The sequence below is a fragment of the Ruegeria sp. BJ3 genome (genome assembly GCF_056535665.1).
This window is the reverse complement of record NZ_JBQFIT010000001.1, coordinates 2,501,729-2,522,394: the sequence shown is the minus strand read 5'-3', so window position 1 is coordinate 2,522,394 and position 20,666 is coordinate 2,501,729. Positions and strand designations below refer to the sequence as shown.

At 61.2% G+C, this 20,666-nt stretch carries 23 protein-coding genes; 14 read left to right on the top strand and 9 right to left on the bottom strand.

All coding sequences use genetic code 11. The features are described from left to right. Positions 1 to 12: 12 nt before the first annotated feature. Entirely contained in the window at positions 13 to 3,366 is a 3,354-nt protein-coding gene (gene carB / locus ACR3EL_RS12635) for a carbamoyl-phosphate synthase large subunit (protein WP_480721807.1), read from the bottom strand. Positions 3,367 to 3,550: 184 nt separating this feature from the next. On the opposite strand from carB, the gene ACR3EL_RS12630 reads away from it, so the two are divergent. Genes ACR3EL_RS12630 through ACR3EL_RS12620 form a run of 3 tightly spaced genes read left to right on the top strand, consistent with a single transcriptional unit; the run spans position 3,551 to position 5,942 of the window. Continuing rightward, a complete protein-coding gene (locus tag ACR3EL_RS12630; RefSeq protein WP_480721805.1) occupies positions 3,551 to 4,672 on the top strand; it encodes an aminodeoxychorismate synthase component I in 1,122 nt (373 codons plus the stop codon). Beyond that, positions 4,627 to 5,274, top strand: coding sequence for an aminotransferase class IV family protein (locus tag ACR3EL_RS12625; RefSeq protein ID WP_480721803.1), 648 nt, complete (start codon positions 4,627 to 4,629; stop codon positions 5,272 to 5,274). Before ACR3EL_RS12630 ends, ACR3EL_RS12625 begins: the two co-directional genes overlap by 46 nt. Continuing rightward, the gene (locus ACR3EL_RS12620) at positions 5,271 to 5,942 is read left to right on the top strand and encodes a CPBP family intramembrane glutamic endopeptidase (protein WP_170367995.1); all 672 of its coding nucleotides are present in this window, start codon (positions 5,271 to 5,273) and stop codon (positions 5,940 to 5,942) included. The genes ACR3EL_RS12625 and ACR3EL_RS12620 overlap by 4 nt, the downstream gene beginning before the upstream one ends. Before the next feature lie 5 nt (positions 5,943 to 5,947). On the opposite strand, the gene ACR3EL_RS12615 is transcribed toward ACR3EL_RS12620, so the two are convergent. Beyond that, complete coding sequence (locus ACR3EL_RS12615) at positions 5,948 to 7,174, bottom strand: SAM-dependent methyltransferase (protein WP_170340039.1); 1,227 nt, start codon at positions 7,172 to 7,174, stop codon at positions 5,948 to 5,950. A gap of 205 nt (positions 7,175 to 7,379) precedes the next feature. On the opposite strand from ACR3EL_RS12615, the gene aspS reads away from it, so the two are divergent. Next, a complete protein-coding gene (gene aspS / locus ACR3EL_RS12610) occupies positions 7,380 to 9,155 on the top strand; it encodes an aspartate--tRNA ligase (RefSeq protein ID WP_170340041.1) in 1,776 nt (591 codons plus the stop codon). Between the two features lie 262 nt (positions 9,156 to 9,417). Here the strand turns inward: aspS and ACR3EL_RS12605 are convergent, their stop codons facing one another. Then, positions 9,418 to 10,137, bottom strand: a complete 720-nt coding sequence (locus tag ACR3EL_RS12605) for a response regulator (protein WP_170340043.1) — start codon at positions 10,135 to 10,137, stop codon at positions 9,418 to 9,420. A gap of 134 nt (positions 10,138 to 10,271) precedes the next feature. Here ACR3EL_RS12605 and mce point away from each other — a divergent pair, with 134 nt between their 5' ends. Together mce and ACR3EL_RS12595 are read left to right on the top strand one after the other, a co-directional pair. Continuing rightward, the gene (mce, locus tag ACR3EL_RS12600; protein WP_170340045.1) at positions 10,272 to 10,676 is read left to right on the top strand and encodes a methylmalonyl-CoA epimerase; all 405 of its coding nucleotides are present in this window, start codon (positions 10,272 to 10,274) and stop codon (positions 10,674 to 10,676) included. A 22-nt stretch (positions 10,677 to 10,698) separates the two neighbouring features. Further along, on the top strand, positions 10,699 to 10,974 hold the full coding sequence (locus ACR3EL_RS12595; RefSeq protein ID WP_093964691.1) for a DUF1467 family protein: 276 nt from the start codon (positions 10,699 to 10,701) through the stop codon (positions 10,972 to 10,974). On the opposite strand, the gene ACR3EL_RS12590 is transcribed toward ACR3EL_RS12595, so the two are convergent. Together ACR3EL_RS12590 and ACR3EL_RS12585 are read right to left on the bottom strand one after the other, a co-directional pair. Further along, positions 10,975 to 11,676: an EI24 domain-containing protein gene (locus tag ACR3EL_RS12590; protein WP_170340047.1), complete on the bottom strand. Its 702-nt coding sequence runs from the start codon at positions 11,674 to 11,676 to the stop codon at positions 10,975 to 10,977. It lies immediately after the preceding gene. Beyond that, a complete protein-coding gene (locus tag ACR3EL_RS12585) occupies positions 11,673 to 12,251 on the bottom strand; it encodes a nitroreductase family protein (protein ID WP_170340049.1) in 579 nt (192 codons plus the stop codon). The genes ACR3EL_RS12590 and ACR3EL_RS12585 overlap by 4 nt, the downstream gene beginning before the upstream one ends. 123 nt (positions 12,252 to 12,374) lie before the next feature. Here ACR3EL_RS12585 and ACR3EL_RS12580 point away from each other — a divergent pair, with 123 nt between their 5' ends. After that, positions 12,375 to 12,650 carry a DUF167 domain-containing protein gene (locus ACR3EL_RS12580; protein ID WP_170340051.1) on the top strand — a complete coding sequence of 92 codons (276 nt, stop codon included), beginning with the start codon at positions 12,375 to 12,377 and terminating at the stop codon, positions 12,648 to 12,650. Here the strand turns inward: ACR3EL_RS12580 and ACR3EL_RS12575 are convergent. Continuing rightward, entirely contained in the window at positions 12,647 to 12,886 is a 240-nt protein-coding gene (locus ACR3EL_RS12575) for a hypothetical protein (RefSeq protein WP_170340053.1), read from the bottom strand. The two genes, ACR3EL_RS12580 and ACR3EL_RS12575, sit on opposite strands and share 4 nt — an antisense overlap. 118 nt (positions 12,887 to 13,004) lie before the next feature. On the opposite strand from ACR3EL_RS12575, the gene ACR3EL_RS12570 reads away from it, so the two are divergent. From ACR3EL_RS12570 to ACR3EL_RS12550, 5 genes are all read left to right on the top strand, one after another. Further along, positions 13,005 to 13,703 (top strand): M48 family metalloprotease, encoded by a 699-nt coding sequence (locus tag ACR3EL_RS12570; protein ID WP_170340056.1) that lies wholly within the window; start codon positions 13,005 to 13,007, stop codon positions 13,701 to 13,703. After that, positions 13,700 to 14,068 carry a YigZ family protein gene (locus tag ACR3EL_RS12565; protein WP_480721796.1) on the top strand — a complete coding sequence of 123 codons (369 nt, stop codon included), beginning with the start codon at positions 13,700 to 13,702 and terminating at the stop codon, positions 14,066 to 14,068. Before ACR3EL_RS12570 ends, ACR3EL_RS12565 begins: the two co-directional genes overlap by 4 nt. Before the next feature lie 69 nt (positions 14,069 to 14,137). Next, positions 14,138 to 14,389, top strand: a complete 252-nt coding sequence (locus ACR3EL_RS12560; RefSeq protein ID WP_480721794.1) for a DUF6455 family protein — start codon at positions 14,138 to 14,140, stop codon at positions 14,387 to 14,389. 17 nt (positions 14,390 to 14,406) lie between these two features. Next, complete coding sequence (locus tag ACR3EL_RS12555; RefSeq protein ID WP_480721792.1) at positions 14,407 to 14,679, top strand: DUF6455 family protein; 273 nt, start codon at positions 14,407 to 14,409, stop codon at positions 14,677 to 14,679. Continuing rightward, positions 14,676 to 14,933 (top strand): DUF6455 family protein, encoded by a 258-nt coding sequence (locus tag ACR3EL_RS12550; RefSeq protein WP_093964699.1) that lies wholly within the window; start codon positions 14,676 to 14,678, stop codon positions 14,931 to 14,933. The genes ACR3EL_RS12555 and ACR3EL_RS12550 overlap by 4 nt, the downstream gene beginning before the upstream one ends. Before the next feature lie 5 nt (positions 14,934 to 14,938). Here ACR3EL_RS12550 and ACR3EL_RS12545 read toward each other — a convergent pair whose 3' ends face one another. Beyond that, entirely contained in the window at positions 14,939 to 15,181 is a 243-nt protein-coding gene (locus tag ACR3EL_RS12545) for a CDGSH iron-sulfur domain-containing protein (RefSeq protein WP_480721790.1), read from the bottom strand. 229 nt (positions 15,182 to 15,410) lie between these two features. Between ACR3EL_RS12545 and ACR3EL_RS12540 the strand changes: the two genes are divergently transcribed. After that, positions 15,411 to 15,599 (top strand): hypothetical protein, encoded by a 189-nt coding sequence (locus ACR3EL_RS12540; RefSeq protein ID WP_244952318.1) that lies wholly within the window; start codon positions 15,411 to 15,413, stop codon positions 15,597 to 15,599. Positions 15,600 to 15,657: 58 nt separating this feature from the next. Here ACR3EL_RS12540 and rimO read toward each other — a convergent pair whose 3' ends face one another. Continuing rightward, positions 15,658 to 17,049, bottom strand: a complete 1,392-nt coding sequence (gene rimO, locus ACR3EL_RS12535) for a 30S ribosomal protein S12 methylthiotransferase RimO (RefSeq protein ID WP_480721787.1) — start codon at positions 17,047 to 17,049, stop codon at positions 15,658 to 15,660. Between the two features lie 98 nt (positions 17,050 to 17,147). On the opposite strand from rimO, the gene ACR3EL_RS12530 reads away from it, so the two are divergent. After that, complete coding sequence (locus ACR3EL_RS12530) at positions 17,148 to 19,127, top strand: AsmA family protein (RefSeq protein ID WP_480721785.1); 1,980 nt, start codon at positions 17,148 to 17,150, stop codon at positions 19,125 to 19,127. 31 nt (positions 19,128 to 19,158) lie between these two features. Here the strand turns inward: ACR3EL_RS12530 and ACR3EL_RS12525 are convergent, their stop codons facing one another. Further along, on the bottom strand, positions 19,159 to 20,655 hold the full coding sequence (locus tag ACR3EL_RS12525) for a phosphomannomutase/phosphoglucomutase (RefSeq protein WP_170340064.1): 1,497 nt from the start codon (positions 20,653 to 20,655) through the stop codon (positions 19,159 to 19,161). Between the last annotated feature and the right edge of the window lie 11 nt (positions 20,656 to 20,666).

Sequence of the window (20,666 nt, the reverse complement as noted above, 5' to 3'; positions counted from 1 at the left end):
CCGCTGCGGGCTTCAGCCCTGTAGCGATTTGACCTCCACATCCCCTTCAGCCTGCGCCTTGATGGCCAGTGCGGCGGCGTGGCTGGCCGCAGCCGTGGTGTAGTAGGGGATTTTGTCATAGAGCGCGATCGAGCGGATGGCCTTGCTGTCCTCAACTGCCTGCGCGCCTTCGGTGGTGTTCATGACCAACTGGACCTGACCGTCCTTCAACATGTCCACCACATCGGGGCGGCCCTCGTAGACCTTGTTGACCACGTCACAGGGCACGCCCTTGGATTCCAGCCATGTCTGTGTTCCGCGGGTGGCCACCAGCGAGAATCCCTGCTCGACCAGAACCTGCGCAGCCTCGATCATCGCCGGACCCTTGTCGGCATCCTTGATCGAGATGAAAGCCCGTCCCTTGGACGGCAACACCATGCCCGCGCCCATCTGCGCCTTGAGGAAGGCCCGCGGGAAGTCGCGGTCCCAGCCCATGACCTCGCCGGTCGAGCGCATCTCGGGGCCAAGGATGGTATCGACGCCGGGGAAACGGGCGAAGGGCAGCACCGCTTCTTTCACCGAGAACCACGGCATATCCGGGTCGGCCAGGGTCATCTGGTCGGCGATCTTGGTATCCTGACCTTCCTTGTAGGGCGGGCGTTGCGGGAAGTTCGACAGCGGCTCGCCTGCCATCACCCGCGCGGCGATCGAGGCGATTGCGCTGTCGGTCGCCTTGGCCACAAAGGGCACGGTGCGGCTGGCGCGCGGGTTGACCTCGATCAGGTAGATCTCGTCATCCTTGATCGCGAACTGCACGTTCATCAGGCCCACGACGTTCAGCGCCTTGGCCAGCTTGTAGGTCTGGTCCTTGATTTCGGAGATGATCTCTTTCGACAGCGAATAGGGCGGCAGCGAACAGGCCGAGTCGCCCGAGTGCACGCCGGCCTCTTCGATATGCTGCATGATGCCGGCCACATGGACATCCTTGCCGTCGCACAGCGCGTCCACGTCCAGCTCGACCGCGCCGGCCAGATAGCTGTCCAACAGCACCGGACTGTCGCCCGAGACCACCACGGCCTCATTGATGTAGCGTTTCAGCTGATCCATGTCGCGCACGATCTCCATCGCGCGGCCGCCCAGAACGTAGGAGGGGCGGATCACCAGTGGGAACCCGATCTCTTCTGCGATCTCAAGCGCTTGCGCGTCGGTCGAAGCGATACCGTTCTTGGGTTGCTTCAGGCCCAGATCGTTGACCAGTGCCTGGAACCGTTCACGGTCTTCGGCCAGGTCGATCGCGTCCGGCGTGGTGCCTAGGATCGGAATACCTTCGGCCTCGAGCGCATTGGCCAGCTTCAGCGGGGTCTGACCACCGAACTGCACGATCACGCCGTGCAGTGTGCCGTTCTGCTGCTCGGTCCGCAGGATCTCCATCACATGCTCGAAGGTCAGCGGCTCGAAATACAGCCGGTCCGAGGTGTCGTAGTCGGTCGAAACCGTCTCGGGGTTGCAGTTGACCATGATTGTTTCATAGCCCGCGTCGGTCAGCGCGAAACAGGCGTGGCAGCAGCAATAGTCGAACTCGATCCCCTGGCCGATCCGGTTGGGGCCGCCGCCCAGAATGACGACCTTCTTGCGGTCGCTGGGGCGCGCCTCGCATTCGACCTCGCCCATCGTGGGGGCCTCGTAGGTCGAATACATGTAGGGCGTCTGCGCCTCGAACTCGGCGGCGCATGTGTCGATCCGCTTGAACACGGCGGTGACGCCCAGATTGTGTCGAGCGCGGCGCACGTTGGCCTCGTCGCGGCCGGCCAGATTGCCCAGACGCGCATCAGTAAAGCCCAGCATCTTGAGCCGGCGCAGGCCGTCCTCGGTCATCGGCAGGCCGTCCTTGCGAACGGTGCGTTCCGCCTCGATGATCTCGCGGATGCGGGCCAGGAACCAGGGGTCGAACTTGGTGACGGCAAAGATTTCGTCGTCGGTCAGACCGTGGCGCATCGCCTGCGCGATGGTCCGCAAACGGTCGGGTGTCTGCTGGCTGATGGCCTTAATGACATGTGCCTTGTCGTCGCTGCTTTCGACCGCATCCCATGGGCCGATGCTCAGGCCCGGAATTTCAACTTCGTCAAACCCGGTCAGGCCCGACTCCATCGAAGCCAGCGCCTTTTGCATCGATTCGTGGATCGTGCGGCCGATCGACATCGCCTCGCCAACCGATTTCATCGCGGTGGTCAGATAAGGCTCGGATCCGGGGAATTTCTCGAAGGCGAATTTCGGGATCTTGGTGACGACATAGTCAATGGTGGGCTCAAAGCTCGCGGGCGTGACCTTGGTGATGTCGTTGTCCAGCTCGTCCAGCGTATATCCCACGGCCAGCTTCGCTGCGATCTTGGCAATCGGGAAACCGGTTGCCTTGGACGCCAGTGCGGATGACCGCGACACGCGCGGGTTCATCTCGATCACGACCATACGGCCATCATCAGGGTTGATCGCCCACTGCACGTTCGATCCACCGGTTTCGACCCCAATCTCGCGCAGAACGGCGATCGAGCCGTTGCGCATGATCTGGTATTCCTTGTCGGTCAGCGTCAGGGCAGGGGCCACGGTGATCGAGTCGCCGGTATGCACGCCCATCGGATCGACGTTCTCGATCGAGCAGACGATGATCGCGTTGTCGGCAGTGTCGCGCACCACCTCCATTTCATATTCTTTCCAGCCCAGAAGGCTTTCGTCGACGAGGATCTGGTTCACCGGCGAGGCATCCATGCCCGAGCGGCAAAAGTGGATGTAATCCTCACGGTTGTAAGCCACACCGCCGCCGGTGCCGCCCAAGGTAAAGGCCGGGCGGATGATCGCAGGCAAGCCGATGTTTTCCAACTCGTCCAGGGCCATTTGCACGCCGGCATCCAGATCGGCAGAGCCGTCGGCCTTTTTGGGGGCGGTGACGATGGTGGCCTTGGGGTTTTCAAGGCCCAGGCGGTCCATCGCCTCACGGAACAGCTTGCGGTCCTCGGCCATTTCGATGGCCTCGCGCTTGGCGCCGATCATCTCGACGCCGAATTTTTCCAGCACGCCCATCTCCTCCAGCGCCAAGGAGGTGTTCAGGCCGGTCTGACCTCCCATCGTGGGAAGCAGCGCGTCGGGACGTTCCTTTTCGATGATCTTGGCGACGACCTCGGGCGTGATCGGCTCGATATAGGTGGCGTCGGCCAGTTCCGGGTCGGTCATGATCGTGGCAGGGTTCGAGTTCACCAGGATGACCCGGTACCCTTCCTCGCGCAGGGCCTTGCAGGCCTGAGCGCCGGAATAGTCGAATTCGCAGGCTTGCCCGATGACAATGGGCCCCGCCCCGATGATCATGATCGACTGGATGTCGGTTCTCTTCGGCATGGCCTGGTCCCTTCGATTTTGCACGAGTCGCGGGCGCCGCCCATGCGCCCAAATTGTCGTGCGTTATAGGGACCCGGGCAAAAGGTGCAAGGGGGATCGGAAACGGAAGCGAAATTGCCGCTTTCCCCCCTTTCCCTTGGCACCGTATTCTCTATATGCCGCTGCACGGCAGATGAGGAAGCAATTGCGGATTCGTTTCGATCAGGGACCCGCCGGTCCGGGCACCGGTTTCGACCGGCCCTCCCAAGTGATCCGTGCCGACCGGGCGGAGCAGGTGCCCCAGGCATTGGCGGCGCTGGATGACGCGCGCGCGCAGGGCGGCTGGCTGGCCGGATATGCCAGTTACGAGCTGGGCTATGCGCTTGAGCCCAAGCTGGCCGCAAGGCTGCCCGCGAACCGTCGATTGCCGCTGCTGTGCTTTGGGGTGTTCGATGGCCCGAGCGCCCAGGACCTGCCGTCCGGTGCGGCCGGGCTGACCGCGTTCCAGCCGCGTTGGAGCGAGGCGCGCTATGCCGAAGCCTTCCGCGCCGTGCATGATGCCATCGGGGCCGGGGACATCTATCAGGCCAACCTGACATTTCCCATTGACCTGGAAACCGAGGGCGACAGCGCCGCGCTCTACGCCGGGCTGACCGCCGGACAGCCGGTCGGCCATGGCGCGCTGGTCCAGCAGGACGGGCTGCCCGATCTGCTCAGCCGCTCGCCCGAGCTGTTCTTCCGCACCGATGCCGACGGGATGATCGAGACCCGGCCGATGAAGGGCACCCAGCCGCGCAGCGCCGATCTGGTCGAGGACGCGCGGCGGCGCGATTTCCTTTCCTCGGACGAAAAGAACCGGGCCGAGAACCTGATGATCGTGGACCTGCTGCGCAATGACATCAGCCGCGTGGCGCTGCCGGGAACCGTTCAGGTGCCTGAGCTGTTCAAGGTCGAGACCTACGCCACCGTGCATCAGATGGTGTCGCTGGTGCAGGCGCGGCTGCAGATGGGGGCGGGGTTGTCCGACATCCTGACGGCGCTGTTTCCCTGTGGATCGATTACCGGGGCGCCCAAGATCCGTGCGATGGAGATTCTGTCGGATCTGGAGCCCTGGCCGCGCGACATCTATTGCGGCACCATCGGCTGGGCCGCCCCAGACGGGCGGTCGGAATTCAACGTCGCAATCCGGACCTTGATGGTCGAGGGTAATCGGGCCACGCTGAACGTCGGCGGGGGCGTCGTCTGGGACAGCACCGCCGCGTCGGAATACGAGGAAGCGCTATGGAAAGCCCGGTTCGCGCACCAACTGAGCCTGATTTCCGCCTGATCGAAACCTTTGCGTTTCGGCCCGGGCAGGGCTTTTTGCGGCTGGAGCGCCACCTGCGGCGCATGGCGCGGACAGCTGACTGGCTGGGTGTTCGGTTCGACGTGTGGCGCGTCGGCGAAGTGGTGGACGGTGTGATCGGCGCGGACCCGCTAAGGTGCCGGCTGACGCTGGACTTGACCGGTGCACCTGAGATCACCACGGGGCCTCTGGCGGACAACCCGCCGGACTGGACGGTGGGTCTGGCGACGACAAGGCTGACGTCCTCGGACATCTGGCTGCGCCACAAGACCACCCGCCGCGCGATCTATGATCAGGCACGGGCGGAATTGCCCGACGGCGTGGACGAGCTGTTGTTCCTGAACGAACGGGATGAACTGTGCGAGGGCACCATCACCAACCTGTTCGTCAAAACGGAAGATGGGCGCCTGCTGACACCTCCGGTTGCGGCGGGCCTGCTGCCGGGCATCCTGCGCGAGGAGTTGATCGAAACCGGACGCGCGGTCGAAGCGGTCTTGACCCTGCATGACCTGGCCGCCGCGCGCCGGGTCTGGATGGGCAATTCCCTGCGCGGTTTGATACCGGCTGAGGTGATGCTGTCATGAGCGACCGCAGTTCTGCGCGTGGATTGCAGGTGTCGAACCTGCGCCTGAAGGCTGAGTTCGTGGCGTTCTATGTCGCGGTCCCCTTGCTGATCGCCGTTCTGTTTCCACCCGACTGGATGTTTCCGGCGCTGTTCTTCTTCACCGCTGTCGGGATCGCCCTGCTGCACCGCACCCCGGGCTTTTCCTGGGCAGAGCTGCGCTATGGTTGGCGCAACTGGCGCTGGGCCGAGGTGATCGGGTTCATTCTGGCAATGGCCGCGATCTGTTCGGCCCTGGTGATGGCCACGCGCCCGGATGCGGCCTTTTTTCTGCTGCTGCACCGGCCCGAATTTCTGGCCGTGATCTGGCTGGGCTATCCGTTGCTGTCGGCACTGCCGCAAGAACTGCTGTTCCGCACGCTGTTCTATCGCCGCTATCACGCGGTCCTGCCTAACGGCGCGGCCTTGCCGTTGCTGAACGCCGGGCTGTTTGCCTTTGCGCACCTGATGTATTGGAGCTGGATCGTCACCGTGATGACATTCGCGGGCGGGCTGCTGTTTTCATGGGCCTACCGCAAGCGTGGGTCGTTCTTCTATGCGGTGCTGCTGCACGCGATTGCGGGCAACATCATCTTTGCCGCCGGGCTTGGCGTGTTCTTCTATTCCGGCAACGTGCAGCGCCCGTTCTAGGGGCTCTACTCGGCGGCGTCGCGCATGTCTTGACCGGGCTGGTAGAGATAGTCCCGCGTCAATGGCGCCGCGTCGCGGCGATGACTCAGCTGCAGTTGGAAAACGGTCTGGTCACGCTCTTCGAACACCAAAATGCAGGCGGTCAGATAGAACCGCCACATGCGGATGAACCGGTCGTCATACATCGCGCGCACCTGATCCAGATTGCTCTCGAACCGGTCGCGCCAAGCGCGCAGGGTCAGGGCATAATGCAACCGCAGGCTTTCGACATCCAGAAACCACAGACCGGTGCGCGCCACGGGTTTGACGATTTCCTCGAGCGACGGGACATAGCCACCCGGGAAGATGTACTTGTTCAGCCAGGGCGACTGGCCGGTGGGCGGCCCGTTGCGGCCGATGGAATGGATCAACGCCACACCGTCGGGCTTCAGCAGAGCGGCGACCCGGTCGAAATAGGTGCGCAGCTGTGGCGCGCCCACATGCTCCAGCATCCCGACTGAGACAATCCGGTCGAACTGATCCTGCATCTGCCGGTAGTCCATCAGCCGAATGTCGACGCGGTCGGCCAGCCCGGCCTGCTGCACCCGCGCGGTCGCGGTGCGGTGCTGGTTCTGTGACAGGGTCAGCCCGGTCACCTGCACGCCGTGGTCACGCGCCAGCGTCAGGGCCAGACCGCCCCAGCCGCAGCCGATATCCAGTACGCGCATTCCGGGCTCCAGGCAAAGCTTGCGCGCAATATGCGCCTTTTTGGCGGCTTGCGCTTGTTCCAAAGTCATCCAGGGCTGCTGGAAATAGGCGCAGCTGTACTGCATGTCAGGGTCCAGCATCAGCCGGTAGAAGTCGTCGGACAGGTCATAGTGATGCGCCACGTTGCGCCGCGCCGAGCGGACCGAGTTGCGCTGCAGGATCGGCCGCAGCAGATACCCGGCCCAGTCTTGGATCTGCTGCAGCATGGGCAATGACCCGCTGGCCGCGCATCGAATCGCGATCCGCATGGCGCTTTCCAGGCCGCCCTCGTCGACGGTCAGGGTGCCATTCATGTAGCCCTCGCCAAAAGCCATCTCGGGACTGTGCACCAAGCGCGCCATCAATGCGGGGTCATGAAGGGTGACATGCGCCTCGGGCTGCGTGGCGTCGCCATAGGTGCGCGCCGTCCCGTCCGGGAAGGTGATCCGCAGAGTTCCGCGGGTGATGAAACCCCGCAATACGCGATCCAAAACAGTTTGCCACATCGGCCGAACACCTCCTTGCTCAAGGGGCCTGGCTCCCGCGTGCCGGGAAAACTATTCGAGTTCACATGTCCAAAAGATAGCGATTTTTTCGAATTTGTCTGCATTCCGGGCTCCGATGGAGGCGCATCGTGCTCCAACCCTTGACTTCCCGACCCGATCGCGGTGTATCGGCGCGACGAATTCAGCGCCCGAAGGGATATCATCCATGCACGCCTATCGCAGCCACACCTGCGCCGATCTGACCGCCGCAAATGTCGGTGAAACCGTCCGCCTGTCGGGTTGGGTTCATCGGGTGCGAGATCACGGCGGCGTGCTGTTCATCGACCTGCGCGACCACTATGGCGTGACCCAGGTTCTGTGCGACGGCGACAGCGCCGCGTTCAGCGCGTTGGAGAAAGTGCGCTCGGAATGGTGCATCCGCATCGACGGCACGGTCAAGGCGCGCGACCCCGAATTGGTAAACCCCAAGCTGCCCACCGGCGAGATCGAGGTTTATGTCCGCGAACTGGAAGTGCTGGGCGCGGCCGAGGAGCTGCCGCTGATGGTGTTCGGCGACCAGGAATACCCAGAAGAAACCCGCCTGCGCTATCGCTACCTGGACCTGCGTCGCGAGGTGATGCAGCGCAACATGGCACTGCGCTCGGACGTGGTGGCCAGCATGCGCCGCCGCATGTGGGATCAGGGCTTCCGCGAATATCAGACGCCGATTATCACCGCCTCGAGCCCCGAGGGCGCGCGCGACTTTCTGGTGCCCTCGCGCCTGCATCCGGGCAAATTCTATGCGTTGCCGCAGGCGCCGCAGCAGTTCAAACAGCTGATCATGGTGTCGGGCTTCGACAAGTATTTCCAGATCGCGCCCTGCTTCCGCGACGAAGACCCGCGCGCCGACCGGTCGCCCACCGATTTCTACCAGCTGGACTTGGAGATGAGCTTCGTCACCCAGCAGGACGTGTTCGACACGATCCAGCCAGTTCTGACAGGGATCTTTGAAGAATTCGGCGGTGGCCGGAAGGTTGATCAGGAATGGCCGCAGATCTCCTACAAGGACGCGGCGCTGTGGTATGGCACCGACAAGCCCGATCTGCGTAACCCGATCAAGATGCAGGTGGTGTCGGAACACTTCCGCGGGTCCGGTTTCGCGATCTTTGCCAAACTGCTGGAACAGGAAGGCACCGAGATCCGCGCGATCCCCGCGCCGGGTGGCGGCAGCCGCAAGTTCTGCGACCGCATGAACGCCTTTGCCCAGAAAGAAGGTCTGCCCGGCATGGGCTATATCTTCTGGCGCGATCAGGGTGAGGGGATGGAAGCCGCCGGCCCGCTGGCCAAAAACATCGGCCCCGAACGCACCGAGGCAATTCGCCAGCAGCTGGGCCTTGGGGTCGGTGACGCGGCGTTCTTCCTGGGTGGTAAGCCCAAAGCCTTTGAAAAAGTCGCCGGCAAGGCGCGCGACGTTATCGGCGAGGAACTGGGCCTAACCGACAAGGACCGGTTCGCCTTTGCCTGGATCGTGGATTTCCCGATCTACGAGAAGGACGAGGAAACCGGCGAGATCGATTTCGAGCACAACCCGTTCTCGATGCCGCAGGGTGGCATGGAGGCGCTGCAGGGCGACCCGCTTGAGGTCAAGGGTTATCAGTACGACCTGGCCTGCAACGGTTACGAGCTGGTGTCGGGTGCGATCCGGAACCACAAGCCCGAGATCATGCTCAAAGCGTTCGAGCTTGCCGGTTATGGCGAGGACGAGGTCAAGAGCCGCTTTGGCGCACTGTTCAACGCGTTCCACTATGGCGCTCCGCCGCACGGGGGCTGCGCCGCCGGCATCGACCGGATCGTTATGCTGCTTGCGGACGAGGCCAACATCCGCGAGGTTATGATGTTCCCGATGAACCAGCGCGCCGAAGATCTGATGATGCAAGCGCCGTCGGACCCGACTTCGGATCAGCTGATGGAACTGGGCCTGCGGGTCATCCCTCAGGAATGAGCCAAGGACCGTACCCAGAGTGTGAAAAACCTTTGGGTGCGGTCGAAACTACGGCGACGGCGCGAAGCGATCTTTCTGCCAAGTGCTTCAGTGCGTATGTGGGCCCGCGTTTTCCAAGTGGCTAAAACCCTGGAACTTGAATTCAGTCCAGCCAGTTCGGCTGTTTTTTGCGGTTAGCGCGAATGGTCCGTACGGATCTGCGGGTGTGCCAATACCACCAAGCGCAGAGCATGGCTGTTGTCACAAAATAGGCCAACGTCATTCAGATCGCCTTTCGTCTTCCAAGACGGCTTTGGACAAGACCGGCAACGCGCGCAGCCAAGGCTGTTACCGGAGCGCCCGTGGCGCGCGAGGATGCGAGGTCATGGGCCGCCTGCTCCAGAACCGTGTCCTCGGCATCTCGGGCAACACCGCGCAGGAAATGGGCGGCATAGTCCAGAGTGCGTGAATCCGCAGGCCCGGTCAGAACATCTGCGATATGCGCCATGTCATCCTGATAAGCCAGCGGATCGGGGCAGATCTGTTCGTCTTTGACGGATTGGAGTGTACCCGGGCGACGGTCTTCGGGGAGGTTCTCCAGGATGGCCCTTTGGAAGCTGATCAGCGAATTCAACGGTTTCGCCAGAAAACCATCGGCCCCGGCTTGCAAGGCAAGCGTTTCGGCGCAGTCGTCGCCGGACATACCAAGGATGACGCTGATACGTGGAGAAACCGCGTTAAGTTCCGCGATCAGGTCTGCGCCGGAGCCGTCCGGCAGGCCCATGTCCACTACGATCACCGACGGGCGATAGATCTGAAGGTGCCTGCGCGCAGACCTCAGGCAATCGGCCCGGCGAATGCGGGCGCCGCTGTGCAGGCACATCAGTCGCATCGCATCACAGGCATAACGACTGTCCTCGACAACCAGAATGGTTTGACCCAGCAAAGGCCGAGTGGCGCTGGGGGCGACGGCGGATGGGGCGAACGGCACCGAATCGTCCATGGCAGAACTCCTTTCAGCAGATGCCCCACGCTAGGAACTCCTGGCTAACACAGGGTTAACGCGCGTTTTGGCGCACTTGCCCTTTGACAGGGCAGCCCCCATAAACGCTGCAACGCAGAACAGAGGAGACTGCCATGATTGGCCGCCTGAACCATGTCGCCATCGCCGTGCCCGACCTCGAGGCCGCATCCGCCCAATACCGCAACGCGCTGGGCGCCAACGTTGGTAAACCTCAGGATGAACCGGATCATGGCGTGACGGTGGTCTTCATCGAACTGCCCAATACCAAGATCGAGCTGCTGTACCCGCTGGGCGACGACAGCCCGATCAACGGCTTCCTGGAAAAGAACCCGGCGGGTGGCATCCACCATGTCTGTTATGAGGTCGAGGACATCATCGCCGCACGGGATCACCTGAAGGCGACCGGTGCCCGCGTTCTCGGAACCGGAGAACCCAAAATCGGCGCGCACGGCAAGCCTGTGCTGTTTTTGCACCCCAAGGATTTCAACGGGTGCCTTGTGGAGCTGGAGCAAGTCTGAGCCGGGCTGAGGAGACGTCGAAATGACAATCACTGCTGCGCTGGTATTGTTCGCCGTGATCTGGTTCATGACCTTGTTGGTCGTGCTGCCGGTCCGCATCAAGACGCAAGGCGATCTGGGTGACATCGTGCCGGGGACGCATGCGGGCGCTCCGGAAGTTCACCACATGAAGAAAAAGATCTGGATCACCACCGGTATTTCCATCGTTTTGTGGGCGGTGATCGCAGGGATCATTGTTTCTGGCGTAATCTCAGTTCGTGATTTTGACTGGTTGAACCAGATGGAACCGCGCGAGTAATCAGCGCTCAGCCTGTCGCGACAGCCCATGAAAGATATGCGTGAACGTTGCGGCTCCGATGATCGGAATGACAAGGTTTACCAGCGGGATCGACAGGGGGATGGCCATCAAGGTTCCGGCGACCCAGATCGTCCCGGCATGGCGTGCCCGCAACGCCCGCGCACCGTCGCGCCCGATCCGGCGCATGGCCGCCAGCGTGAAATACTCCCGACCCAGCAAAAACCCGTTCATTCCCCAAAAGATGAACGGAGCGAGGGGTGTGAACAGCGCGTAGAGGACCAGCGCCATTACGTTGGCCACAATCAAAACGCCCAAGAATCCCAACGAGTCCAACAGCGCATCCCAGATCGGGACGGACGGAACAGGGGGTAGGTTCGGATAATGCCGGTCTTCAACGGCCTGTGCGACCTCATCCAGAAACATCGAGGTGATGGCTGACGCCACCGGCACCATCAGAAAGACCGGCAGGATCAGGACCAGAAAGATCCCTGAATAGTTCAGAACGTCGTTCAGCCACGGGACGTCGCCGACAAATGGCAGCGAGATCTCCTGACCAGCAAGGGCGTTGATGCCCCAAATCGCCAGCACACAGGCAACAACAAGCAGCACAATCGTCAGGCCGACACCGCGCAGAAGCACCGATCGGAAACGGGCATCTCCGAGCTGCCCCAAGGCAGCGAAGAACGCGTTGAGGATAATCATTCCGTCACCCACTCAGTGATCGCGGCTACGTCCGGGCGAGGCCGTTCGGGCGGCGTGGCCCCTTCGGTTGCGATGTGAATCAGTCCGGCAATGCGTTCATTGTCGGCCAGGCCCAAACCGCGTTCGCAGAATTCGCGGTCGTGCGACTGCCAACCTGAAAGCCAATTGGCACCCCAACCCGCTGCAAGGGCTGCGTTGAGCAGTGCAAGGCAGACCGCCCCGGCCGAGTAGGTTTGTTCGATTTCAGGAATTTTCGGCGACGGTTTTTGCACTTCGATGACGGCAACAGCGAGATGCCCCATATCGAATTGACTACGGGCCTTGGCGATGTCTTCGGGGTTTTTTCCCAGCGCAACGCCTCGCTCCTCGGTCAGATCGGCCAATCGCGGCATTGCGCCTTTTTCGATGACGATGAACCGCCAAGGTTCCAACTTGCCATGATCGGGGCTGCGAGCGGCTGCGGTCAGCAACGGGATCAATTCGTCGCGGGTCGGCGCCGGGGCCATCAACGTCTTGGCGGGCCGCGACCTGCGCGACTGCAGGAACTCGAACGCAGCCGGGTTTTTCAGCGTCATATGTTAAATTCCTTTACATGGTTCTGTCGTATCTCGGGCAGACACGCGCCGGTTTCAAGGGCAAGATGCAAAACTGTTGGATATTGTGCCGCCCGGCACGGTCCAAATGCGGAAGAGAATGTGATGACAAAACCGAAACTGCGAAACCTGCCGGACCTTGCGCATCTGGCGCGACCCGGGCAATCGATTCCCGTGCGGGTGACTCCCAAAGCTGCGCAGGACCGGATTTCTTTCGACGGGGCGACAGTGCACATCGCTGTCACCGCCGTGCCCGAGGATGGAAAGGCGAACCAAGCCGTGGTCAAGCTGCTGGCTCGGGCCATGGGTGCCTCACCGTCGGCTTTGACGCTGAAAAAAGGCCATACAGGGCGCGACAAGGTCTTTGTCTACGATCCCTAGGCCGGTGTCTCCCTGATCTGGTAGACCCCTTCGGGCAGATCCAGAGCGGCGGCAAGATCGCGCACCTGTTCGGGCGAAAGGGTGATTTTCTGCATCTGGTCCGTTCGGGGGTCCAACTGCTCGAGCGTTACGCACTCGGCGAAACTGTTGATCACCACGTCTTCTTGCAAAGGCTCCGGGCCTTCGTCCACTAGGGTAATGACTGTCGAGTCGAATTCATGCTCAATCGAAAACATGTACCCAGACTGCCCAGCCTGCGATCGCAATGCAACCCGCTGATTGGGTTTCGGGCTGTGGTCAGGGGGGCCACATCGCGCTAAGCTTTCCTGCCGGCACGAACAGAAAGGATCCGGAATGCACCGCCTCAGGTTTTTGCTGGTCTTGGTTGTGTCCGCGTGCACTGCAGGCGGGTTCATTGCGGTTGATGATTGGTCACCGTCCTCGCCCGAACTGCGCGACTCGGCACTGACGTTTCAGCAGGTCAGCGGGTCGGTCGGGGCCGCCGCGCAAAAAGTCTGTCAGCGCGAGACACGGGGGCAGAACTGCGATTTCGGCATTCTGATCGACACGGATCCGTTTGCCGAGCCAAATGCGTTCCAGACGTTGGACAAGGATGGGCGCCCGTTCATCATTTTTACGCAGGAAATGGTCAAGTCTACGCAGAACGCTGACGAGATGGCGTTTGTGATGGGGCACGAGGCGGCGCATCACATCCTGGGCCACATCGCCCGGCAGGTAAAAAACGCCAAGGAAGGGGCTCGAATTTTTGGAGAACTGGCTGAGGCGCAAGGCGAGGACGCGGCCGGAATTGAACGTGCCCAGAAGCTGGGTGCCGAGGTCGGAGTTCAGAGCTATACGAAAGAATTCGAGCTGGAAGCGGACAGGATGGGAACTTTGATCACCTACTCGGCCGGGTACAACCCGCTGGTCGGCATGGCCTATTTCAGCCGGATTCCCGATCCGGGTGACCGCTTTCTGGCGTCTCATCCGCCCAATGCCAAGCGCATCGAAGTTGTTCTGGAAACAGCCGCCCAGCTAGGCCTGACCCGATGACCCAGATCCAACGGATGGGGGTCGTTCTGACGGACCGAGGCTCGAAATACGCGGTGAGTGGTGCGCCCGTCAGGTCGCGGGATGAGGTCGATGCGGTGTTGCGCGACCTTAAATCGGACAAGGCATATGCCAAGGCGACCCATAACACGTGGGCCGCGATTTTGCCGACCGGTGCTCTCAAGGCCGATGATGGCGAAACTGGTGCGGGGATGGTCATATTGCGTATGTTGGAACGCGCCGGTGTGCAGGATCACATGGTCATTGTGACCCGGTGGTATGGCGGCAAAAAACTGGGCGGCGATCGTTTCAGGCGGGTCCAGGACGCCACACGGGCCTACCTGGACGACCTGGGGGTCGTCTCTTGACCTGAATCAAGGGCGCCGTCGGGTTATGGGGATAGGGTTCTTTTCAGCGAGACAGCGAAAGGAACTCGGATGTCCAGACGCGAAGAACTGCGCCGCCATGCCGCTTTGGTGGATCGAATGGCCCTGAAACTGGGCGTTGACCTGCAGGAGGCCGCGATTGGCGGTTCGGTTTCGATCGACGAAATCACCGACGCGGTGCTGCGCTGTACAGGCTGTTCGAACCCCGATCACTGCGACCGCGCGCTGGCGCTTCGAAGCAGCGACGGACCACCACCGGAGTATTGCCGAAACCAGGAATTGCTGGCCAGGCTTGCACCCTAGAGCGGACGGGCAGAACCATGAACGTCCTTGGCCAGACCATGAAGCATGGACGCCTTGTTCTGCGGATGGGGCAGGCGACCGGCGTTGACCTTGTAGATGCCCATCGCACGGGTCGGCTCAGTCCCGACGAATGGGCGCGCATGGTGGGACGGTGCCGGGGCTGCGAGTGGGCTTGCGCCTGTAGCGATTGGCAGACGCACCGAGGTGGCAGGTTTGAGGCCCCAGAGACATGTCCGAACCGGAACCGATTCGCCAAACTTAAGACGCTGCAGAATCAGGAAAAACAATGAAACATGTGCGACTCGGAGACATAGAAAAACACTTCTGGCTAACGCGGTCGGTTGCGCGCTGCATGGAAATCTCGCTGTCCGAAGCTATCGCCGAAGGGCGGCTGACCGCGCAGGGATACAGCGAAATGGTGACCCGTTGTCGAGCCGCTGACTGCAGCGAAAGATGTGCTGTCTGGCTTGCGTGCCAACAGAGCAGGGCGACCGCCGCCCCGGAGTTTTGCGCCAATGCCAAAGCTTTGAATGCGCTGACCTGATTGGCCTATAGCTTGGAATGGCTCCCGTCGCACAGCGGCGGACTAGCGGTTTGCTTGCATCCGCAGAAGAAGACCTTCTTGCTTGATTCTGCTACATATTTTACCGGCTCGATCCCGGTTTCCTTGTGCGAACCGTCGCAGAATGGCTGACGTTTGGAGCGTCCGCAAGCGCACCAGAAGTAGCTTTTGCCTTCAGTCACTTCGATGGGGTAGGGCGATTTCTGGGCGATTTTAGATCCTTTTGGCATTCTGGCGCTCCGGCTGTTGAAAGGGACATCCGAGAGCTTAGCCCAACGCAGAGAAATGTGTAGTTCGCGCGTCCCGGTTCTGCGGTGTCACGTCGTGATGCAAGCGTGGATTCGCCTCTGATCACACGGATGTGACCGTATCTGTTGCCAGAAAGCCGAACTGCCCGTATCCTTAACGTGGCCCCGAAAAGTTGGGCAATATCAGAAAAGTATTAAAGGATTGATGGACATGAAACTGAAATTCGCTGCCGCCGGCGCCTTTGTTTTGATCCTGACTGCTTGCTCGCAGCAGGAAGAGCCCACCCCGGTTTACGTTCAGCCAAGCTATGACAAATATGGCTCGCCCAGCTGTTCGGCAGGCTATGAACTGGCCACCACCGAGGCCGGCCAGACCGTGTGTAACCCGGTCACTCAATAAGCTTTTTGCAGACGGTCCCGATTTGGGGGCCGTCTGCCTTCTTCCGCCGGATGGCGGTTCAGCGCACCAGCTTCCCCCACAGATCGTATTTACCAGCCTCGTCGACCTGAACAAGGACGATGTCACCGGGTTTCAGGTTTTCATGACCGTCGTCAATGAACAGGTTGCCATCGATCTCAGGTGCGTCTGACTTGGTGCGGCAGGTGGCGGCCTCGGCATCCACCTCATCCACGATCACTTGGATCCTCTGACCCACTTTCGCCGCCAGTTTCGCTTCGGAAATCGCCTGGGCCTTTTGCATGAAACGCTCCCAGCGATCTTGCTTGATCTCATCCGGGACGTGATCCGGCAAGTCGTTCGAGCGGGCCCCTTCAACGTTTTCGTATTGGAAGCACCCGACGCGATCCAACTGCGCCTCGTCCATCCAATCCAGCAGGGTCTGGAACTCGGCCTCGGTTTCCCCCGGGTAGCCGACAATGAAGGTCGATCGCAGCGTGATGTCGGGGCAGATCGCGCGCCAGGCGGCGATCTCGTCCAGTGTTTTGGCGCCGGCTGCCGGTCGCGCCATCCTTTTCAGAACGTCCGGATGCGCGTGCTGGAACGGGATGTCCAGGTAGGGCAAAAGGTTGCTGCCTGCATCCGCCATAAGCGGGATCAGCTCGCGCACATGTGGATAGGGGTAGACGTAGTGCAGCCGTATCCAGGCATCCAGTTGGCCCAATTCACGGGCCAGGTCGGTAATGTGGCTGCGCACCTCCCGGTCTTTCCAGAGGTTCACATCGTATTTGCGATCCAGGCCAAAGGCCGAGGTGTCCTGGCTGATCACCAGCAATTCGCGTACACCGCTGTCGACCAGTTTTTCAGCCTCGCGCAGAACGGCGTGGGCCGGCCGGCTGGCCAGTTTTCCGCGCATATCCGGGATGATGCAGAACTTGCACTTGTGATTACAGCCTTCGGAAATCTTGAGATAGCTGTAGTGGCGCGGGGTCAGCTTCACGCCCGAAGCCGGCAACAGATCCACATACGGATTGGGATCAGGCGGAACGGCGGCGTGAACGGCATCCAGCACCTGTTCATACTGGTGCGGCCCGGTCACGGCCAGGATACGGGGGTGATGTTCGCGGATGTAGTCCGGTTCCGCGCCCAGGCACCCGGTCACGATGACCTTGCCATTTTCCACCAGCGCCTCGCCGATTGCTTCGAGGCTTTCGGCCTTGGCACTGTCCAGAAACCCGCAGGTGTTCACGATCACGGCATCCGCACCTGAATAGTCGGGCGAGATCCCGTATCCTTCGGCGCGCAGGCGCGTCAGGATGCGCTCGCTGTCGACCAGTGCCTTGGGACACCCCAAGGACACCATTCCGATGGTGGGATGGCCGCTGCGCGGTGCGTCGGTGATCCGGGCTGCGGGTGCCAGATCGGGGCGTAGGTTTGGCGGGTTGGTGCTCATTGCGCGGCATATAGTGGGGAAATCTTCCCCTTGCAAATCCTTCGCACGCAAGGAACATCGAAGATGAGGCTAAAAGCCGGCAAGGCAGAGAGCAAATCATGAAGTGGCTGATACGCATTCTATTCATTCTGGTTGCGGTCGCGGGGCTGGTGATCGGGGCGTTGCTATTGATGCCCGGCGACAAGCTGGGCAAGATCCTCGCCGAACAGGTCAAGGCGCAGACCGGACGTGAGCTGACGTTGTCCGGCGATGTCCGCCTATCCTTTTGGCCGGTTCTGGGAATGGAAACCGGGCCGGTTACTTTTGGGAACGCGCCCTGGGCCAGCTCCGAACCGATGCTGAGCGCGCAAAGCCTGGCAGTTGGCGTCGATGCCTCAGCGCTGCTGGCGGGGGATGTGCGTATCCGGCGCGTCGTGGCTGAGGATCCCGTCTTGCGGCTGGAACTGTCACAAGGGCGGGGCAACTGGGAAATGACGGCGCCGCAAACCGGAGCGTCAAACACGGGCTCTGGCAATGCAAATGTACCCGCACCCAACTCTGCGGCGCCGGCCGAAACAGGAACCGTGACCCTGGACCGATTGGAGCTCAGCAACGCGCGTCTGGTTTATGTGGAAAACGGTGACCCTCAGATGGATTTTTCCGGGGTCGATCTGAAGGCCAATTGGCCCGATGTCACTGCGCCGATGAAGATGAGCGCATCAATGCCGGTGCCCGGTGGCGCGGTTGAGGTTGATTTCGAAATTCCTGATTTGCCTGCATTTTCCAGTGGCGCGGTGACGCCATTGGTTCTTGGCCTGACAGCGCCGGGCGGAGAGATCAGCTTTGACGGACGCGTCAACCTGGCCGGTGAAATGGACGGCAAAACTCATGTCCGGACCACAAACACCGACGCGATGCTGGCCGCTTTTGGTCAGGGCGGGGTGTCAGTCCCCATGGGACTTGGACGGGTCGCGGATGTGTCCGGCCAGATGACCTACACCAAGGATGGGCGCATTTCCTTGCGGGATATGCGCGCCGTTCTAGATCAGAACAGTTTTGACGGTGCCGCAGATATTGTTATCGCAAACCCACCAAAGATTAGTGCGCGGCTGAGTACCGGTGACCTTGACCTGACGCAGGCAACAGCCGGCAGCGCGCCCAGCAGCGGCGGCGGCACGGGCGGAGGGAAACAGGCGCCCGAAGGCTGGTCCCAGGCGCCGATCGACGCGTCACCCCTTTCGTTGGCAAATGGAACTATCCGGTTGAAAGCCAATTCGATCGCCATTCCTGATATGACCTTTGGTCCCAGCGATCTGAGCCTCAGCCTGGATCGGTCGCGTGCGGTTCTGAAAATGGAACCGGCCACGCTGTTTTCCGGAAAGCTGACCGGAGAAGTCGTGGCCAACAATAGAAACGGACTGTCGGTCGGGGGCAACCTGACCGCCACCGGTATCGACCTCAAACAGGCTTTGACCACCTTGGGCGGTGTCGAACGGCTGTCCGGTAGTGCGTCCGGAACGTTGCAATTTCTGGGGGTGGGGCAAACCGAAGCGCAGATCATGCGCTCACTCAGCGGCAAGGGCAGCCTGGACGTCGGCAAGGGGGTGATCGCCGGGTTTGATCTGGATCGTTTGATGGGGCGCGGCGAAGGCAGTGGAGGAACCACCGTCTTTAACAGCCTCACTGCCACCTACACGATTCAGGACGGCAACCTGACGAACAACGATCTTCTGATGCAGCTTGACAATTTCCGTGCCGATGGCGCGGGCCGTGTCGGGCTGGGTGCGCGCGATATCGACTATGTGTTCACACCGGTCGCGCTGCGGGCAAACGGGGGCAATGGCATTGCCGTGCCTGTGCGGATCAAGGGGCCGTGGAGTGATCCGTCGATCAAGCCCGACCTGAGCAAGGTGATTGAAGCTGCGACGGAAGAGAAGCTCAAGGAACTGGAGCAGGACGCGAAGGACAAGGCGCTGAAGAAGGCCGGAGAGGAGTTGAATACAACCATCTCCGACAGCGAACAGGTCGAAGATGCACTGAAGCAAAAGCTTGAAGATGAGGCCAAAAAGGGCTTGCTGAAACTGCTCGGACGGGATTGAGAAAGGGGCGCCTCAGCGCCCCTTTTTTTGCTCAGATCGTCTGGTCGTAGTCGCCCACACCCGGTTCGGTGCGGATCACGGCATCGATATCGGCGAAAATTGCCCGCATCTCATCTTCGCTCTCGCTGCTTTCGCAGACCACCACTAGGTTGGGCGTGTTCGAAGATGCCCGGACCAGGCCCCAACTGCCATTGTCGAGGATGACGCGGGCACCATTGACCGTCACGACTTCCTTGATCGGCCGGCCGGCCAATGTTTCACCCGCCTCTGCCTTGGCAACGAGCTTGTCCACCAAGCGGGCGAGAATGTCATATTTTTCGGTATCGGCAGCATAGGGCGACATGGTCGGGGTCGACCATGTCTTGGGCAGGGCGCGACGCAGATCGGACATGCTCTGTCCCGGATTGCGGTCCATCAGTTTGCAGATTTCCACCGCGACCCGCATTCCGCAGTCGTATCCACGCCCGATTGGCTCGGCCAGAAAGTAATGGCCCGACTTTTCGAACCCGGCCAACGCGCCGATTTCCTTCACGCGCCGTTTCATGTGGCTGTGGCCGGTTTTCCAGTAATCCGCCTTGACGCCATGGGCCTGCAGTTCGGGATCGCTTGCAAACAGGCCGGTCGATTTAACGTCGGCCACGAAGGTCGCGCCGGGATGCAGCTTGGCCAAATCGCGGGCCATGATGACACCGACCTTGTCGGCAAAGATCTCCTCGCCCTCGTCATCGACCACACCGCAGCGATCGCCGTCTCCGTCAAACCCAAGCGCGAGGTCCGCCCCGCTGGCTTTGACGGCGTCTGCCATGTCGTGCAACATCTCCATCGCTTCGGGGTTCGGGTTGTAGTTGGGGAAGGTGTAATCCAACCGGTTGTGGCTGGGTACGACCTCGACGCCGATCCGCTCAAAGATCTCGGGGGCAAAGGCAGATGCGGTGCCGTTCCCTGTCGCGCACACCACCTTGAGGGGGCGCGACATTTTGAAATCACCGACCAGATCGTCGATATAGGCCTCTTTCACGCCGTCCACGAATTCATAGGACCCGCCGGGGCGTGCCACGCCTTCGCCGTTCAGCACGATGTCGCGCAGCTCGGCCATTTCGTCAGGGCCGTGGGTCAGAGGGCGGTCAAAGCCCATCTTGACCCCGGTCCAGCCGTTGGGGTTGTGGCTGGCCGTCACCATGGCGACTGCAGGAACATCCAGGTAGAATTGGGCGAAATACGCCATCGGGCTGAGCGCCGGGCCAATATCCTTGACCTGGATGCCGGCCTGCATGAGGCCCAGAATCAACGCATTCTTGATCGCCAGAGAATAGTCGCGGTAGTCGTTGCCGACCGCGATCACCGGCTCGATCCCACGCTTGTGCATCTGAGTTCCCAAACCAAGACCAAGAGCCGTCATCCCCGGCAGGTTGATCTCGTCCGGGTATTTCCAGCGGGCATCGTATTCACGAAACCCGGTGGGTTTGATCATCGCATCGCGCAGAAAGCTCCAGGTGTTCGGGGTCACCTCGGGGATTGGTTTGGTCATGGAAAATCTCG